Here is a 3,854-nt window from a genome sequence, read left to right on the forward strand (position 1 = left end):
ACAACGCTCAATTTAAAAGCCAGACTGTAATCGCGCTGGCTGCGCCTAAACCCTTGTTCCATTTGACACTCCTTCTTTGCGTCGAAAAAGTGTCAACTTATTCCAGGACGGGTCACACCCACAAAAAAAGCCGCCTATCGATGATTGGCGGCTTTTTCTAAGTGCTTGAAATTAAAGCGAATTCTGGTGGAAAGTGCAAGTTTCGAACTTGCGACCCCTGCAGTGTGAATGCCAGTGCCAGCACGTTTTTGCAGTGCTCTCATAGGGGAAATCTTTTGCTGGCCGCCATGAAATTGCACTGGATCGCACCCGATTACACCCGGAATTACACCCACTTCCTCATGCATCCCAGAGCATCGAAGGCGCCCTATGCATTTGCGCAGTATTGTGCTAGTGATAGATGATGCAGGCACTGGGCATATCGCTGGAGCTGATCGACCGCTGCCAGAACCATGTGCTGCCGGGCAGCAAGGTGCGCAGGCACTACATGCTGCACGACTATGCGGACGAGAAGCGGGCGGCTTGGGCGGCGCTGGGCGAGCGGCTGATGGAAGTGTTGGGCGGGCCACGAAATACATGCCCGGTTGATTAATTGCACATCCAACTGCATGGCCGGCGGCACATCATCAAGATGATGCCGCCGGCGCCACTTTAGCGCCAGATAAAAGCAAGGATCGCTTCGCAGCCAAAGATCTCGGATCAACAGGTATGATAATACTCACCTCCCTCAATTCCACCGCAGACGTCCACACAATCGGGAGCGCCAACGGTCGAGTAACAGCAGCACGGGTTTCCCGCTGAGCCAATATAAAGCGAATGAGTCTCATTTGGGCGAAGAACAAAATTTGTGAGTCCGCCAGCAGGCCATCTCACTTGAAAATATGCAACAACTCCGCATGTATTTGTAAAGTTCGCATAGTCATTTTCGTCAAATATTTTTGTGTTAATCTGGCTTGATTCTTGTAACTCTTCAATCTTTTTCACCTTGGTGTCCATGTCGCCTCCATTAATAATTAGCGCCGAGCCCCCCGTGGGAGGGTCGCGGCAATTTATATGTTAGGCCAAACGAATCCTCGGCCATTGAGCGCGCGCAGAGCACATTGATATTAGATAAATACACTCATACCAAATTCAATAGAAAGTATCAACGGCACCCAGCAATAGCCGCCTCAAGCTCACCCTCATATTTCCGCCCGCGCGGCCAGTCTCGCGCCAGCGCCAGGACGATCTCGCCGTCCGTAGTCGCCCGCGCCAGCTTGTCGAATTCGTAGACTGGGCGCTGAGGCACCACCTTTACACATGGTGTAAAGACGGGAACTTCGACCCGCTGCGGCGCCAGTGGCGCGCTGCCGCAGCCGGTAAGCAGCAATACAAGCATCCATCTCATCGCACGCCCTCCAGCAGCAGCCTGACGGCCGGCATAGCCTCGTCGCAGGTCGTGGCACGCGCGCCAGCGACCTGCGCCAGGGCGGCGTCATACTTCGTACCCTTGGCAGCGGCGGCCGCCTGCGCCGCTGCGCCGCGTTCCTGTGCTGCAAACGTTGCCTTGGCCATGCCATCGATGGCGCGGTTTTGCTCGGTGATCGAGCTGCGCAGCTGCGCGCTGACGCCCTGCTCCTGCACCAGCGTATCGCGCGCGGCATCACGATCACCAGCGGCCAGCCACCAGCCCGTGCCGGTAGCGCTGACCACCACCAGAAGTGCCGCGGCCAATGCTACGGTCGCTGCCTTCCAGATCCCGCTGACAGCGGCGCCCGCCAGCGTGCCCAGCGCGCTCATACGATGCCCGCCACGTAGCTAACGCCACCGCCGGCAAACTTGGCCGTCAGCACCTGGCGCCGAGGCGCGCCGGCAGACAGTGCAATATGCACCCACGTTCCCTCGTAGATCAGCTGATCGAAGTCGAGGCCGCTTTGCCGGATCAGCATGGCCAGCGCCTTGGGCGCCAGCTTGGCCGTGCTGATATCTGCAGCCAGACCCGGCACGTGCGCGCTATTGGCCGCGCCGCCCACGGCCTTGTTGAGCGCGGGCGAGCGGTAGCCGCTGGAAATGGCGATGGGTGCACCGACCAGCGCGCGCACCTGCTCCAGCAGCGCGGCCAGGCGCGTGAGGTTGGCGACGATGGCGGGCGCCGGCGCGTTGTCGATGCCCTTGCGGGTGGCCACTTGCGAGGCGACCAGTTCGGCCAGGCTGAAATGTGGGCTCAGGTTCACAGGCCACCCCGCACGTCCTTGACGACGGCGGCCGCATCGCGCGCCAGCTCGCCGATGTCCTTGTCGCGGCGCTTGTCGAACCAGCGCACCGTGGCGCCCAGCACCCACCAGGCGGGCAAGCCGGCCGCCACCATCAGCGGTGCGGCGATGAACAGGAAGCCGAGCGCCGGGTCGCTGCCGTACAGCACGGCCACGGCGCGCGCGCTGTCGAACAGGCCCGGCATCCAGTTGCGCACGACCACGACCAGGGCCGGGCCCATCAGGGCGGAAAAGAGAATGGTGACGAAGAAGCGCACGCCCGCTTCCTTGGCAGTTTTTGGCCACATGAACATGAATCCCAGTGAGGTTGCGGCAGCGCCGGCCAAGACCGGGATGCCAAAAATTTTAATCAGTGCGCCGCCGGCGGCGGTCGTTTCGATGGCCATGTAATGCCTTTCAGGTGGTGGTGTTGGAGAAGATAGTGGTGCCGACATTACGGCGATAGCTGTCTCATTTCTAGGGAAAGGTGAGACAGTATTTTTCTGATGGTGGAAATGAAAAAACCCGCCGAAGCGGGTTTGAGGTGGAATGCTGCGTTGCTACACCACCTTGACCATCACATAGGCCCGGCCGTCCGGTTCAATCGAGATCACGCGCCCGACCGCGCGAAAGTACTGCTTCATGCTGATGTCATCCTCGTGCACGGCAATGCCCTTGATGCCGGCACCGTCCTGCACCGGCACGATGTAGTCGCCCGGCTGGGCGTCTTGCACGTTGACCGGCACGCGACCAGCGATGGCGATGCGGTCGACCTTCTGGCGCTCGACCTCCAGCGCCGCGTCGAAGGTGGCCATGGCCTCGGCGTCCTGCTGCACGGCAATGTTGTGGGCGGCCAGCGCGGCGGTGTAGGCGGCCTGCTTTTCGGCCCACTCGTCATCGGTGTCGCCGGGTTCGGTTACCACGTCCTCATATTCCGGCGGATTGGTACCGGGCACTGGCTGCTGCGTGACCACGTCTTCACGGCGCAGGGGCTGGGTCGGTGCTGGCCCTGCCTGGGGCGATGGGCGCTGCCCTACGTCGTTGGCCCAGGAATCGCCACCAACAAAAGATGGGGCAGTAGACTTGACGGCAAACATCACAGCATCAGCCCACTTGTCCGTGACTTTGTTGTCGGAGGTTATACCGACTATTTGGCCGGGGGAAACGATACCGCAGACTGAGCTTTTGAAAATGTACTCGGCGTAAGGGAGTGTCAGGATTTTTGTGTGTCCGAAGTCATTTAGCTAATTTCAATGCCTCGTCACAGGTGCGCCGTGAAGCGCTCGGCGAACAGAATGGCGAATTGATTTTTTGCTGCACGCCAAGTGATGGCTGGCATTTTCCAATTTTTCGCGATGTTGCGCAAGGCTAACCAGATCAGCTTTGTTGCCGCTTCGTCGTTGGGGAAGTGGCCGCGATTCTTGATGACCTTGCGCACCTGCATGTTCAGGCTTTCGATAGCGTTGGTCGTGTACATGATCCGGCGCACTTCCATCGGATAGGCAAAGAAGGGAATGACCTCCTGCCACTGGCGCCGCCAGATCGCCGTGATGGTCGGGTATTTCAATCCCCAGGAGCCGCTGGCGAACGTTTCAAGCGCCCGTTGCGCCTCGTCTTCGGTGA

The 3,854-nt window shown here is 59.6% G+C and carries 7 protein-coding genes; 1 reads left to right on the forward strand and 6 read right to left on the reverse strand.

Annotated features, from left to right (window positions below):
* Nucleotides 1-400 precede the first annotated feature (400 nt).
* Nucleotides 401-592 (forward strand): site-specific integrase, encoded by a 192-nt coding sequence (locus tag ACQ4WP_RS29050; protein WP_436526742.1) that lies wholly within the window; start codon nucleotides 401-403, stop codon nucleotides 590-592.
* A gap of 107 nt (nucleotides 593-699) precedes the next feature.
* Here the strand turns inward: ACQ4WP_RS29050 and ACQ4WP_RS29055 are convergent, their stop codons facing one another.
* From ACQ4WP_RS29055 to ACQ4WP_RS29080, 6 genes are all read right to left on the reverse strand, one after another.
* Nucleotides 700-996: a hypothetical protein gene (locus ACQ4WP_RS29055; RefSeq protein WP_436526744.1), complete on the reverse strand. Its 297-nt coding sequence runs from the start codon at nucleotides 994-996 to the stop codon at nucleotides 700-702.
* A 387-nt stretch (nucleotides 997-1,383) separates the two neighbouring features.
* Complete coding sequence (locus ACQ4WP_RS29060; RefSeq protein WP_436526746.1) at nucleotides 1,384-1,779, reverse strand: hypothetical protein; 396 nt, start codon at nucleotides 1,777-1,779, stop codon at nucleotides 1,384-1,386.
* Complete coding sequence (locus ACQ4WP_RS29065; RefSeq protein ID WP_436526748.1) at nucleotides 1,776-2,213, reverse strand: D-Ala-D-Ala carboxypeptidase family metallohydrolase; 438 nt, start codon at nucleotides 2,211-2,213, stop codon at nucleotides 1,776-1,778. The genes ACQ4WP_RS29060 and ACQ4WP_RS29065 overlap by 4 nt, the downstream gene beginning before the upstream one ends.
* Nucleotides 2,210-2,539 (reverse strand): hypothetical protein, encoded by a 330-nt coding sequence (locus ACQ4WP_RS29070; protein ID WP_227742029.1) that lies wholly within the window; start codon nucleotides 2,537-2,539, stop codon nucleotides 2,210-2,212. Before ACQ4WP_RS29070 ends, ACQ4WP_RS29065 begins: the two co-directional genes overlap by 4 nt.
* Nucleotides 2,540-2,791: 252 nt before the next feature.
* The gene (locus ACQ4WP_RS29075; RefSeq protein WP_436526750.1) at nucleotides 2,792-3,328 is read right to left on the reverse strand and encodes a hypothetical protein; all 537 of its coding nucleotides are present in this window, start codon (nucleotides 3,326-3,328) and stop codon (nucleotides 2,792-2,794) included.
* Nucleotides 3,329-3,492: 164 nt separating this feature from the next.
* Nucleotides 3,493-3,854: transposase (locus ACQ4WP_RS29080; RefSeq protein ID WP_436526752.1), on the reverse strand; the 362-nt coding region annotated here is incomplete at its 5' end.

Origin of the sequence: Janthinobacterium lyxosi (assembly GCF_051380665.1) — a bacterium.
Lineage (GTDB): Bacteria > Pseudomonadota > Gammaproteobacteria > Burkholderiales > Burkholderiaceae_D > Janthinobacterium.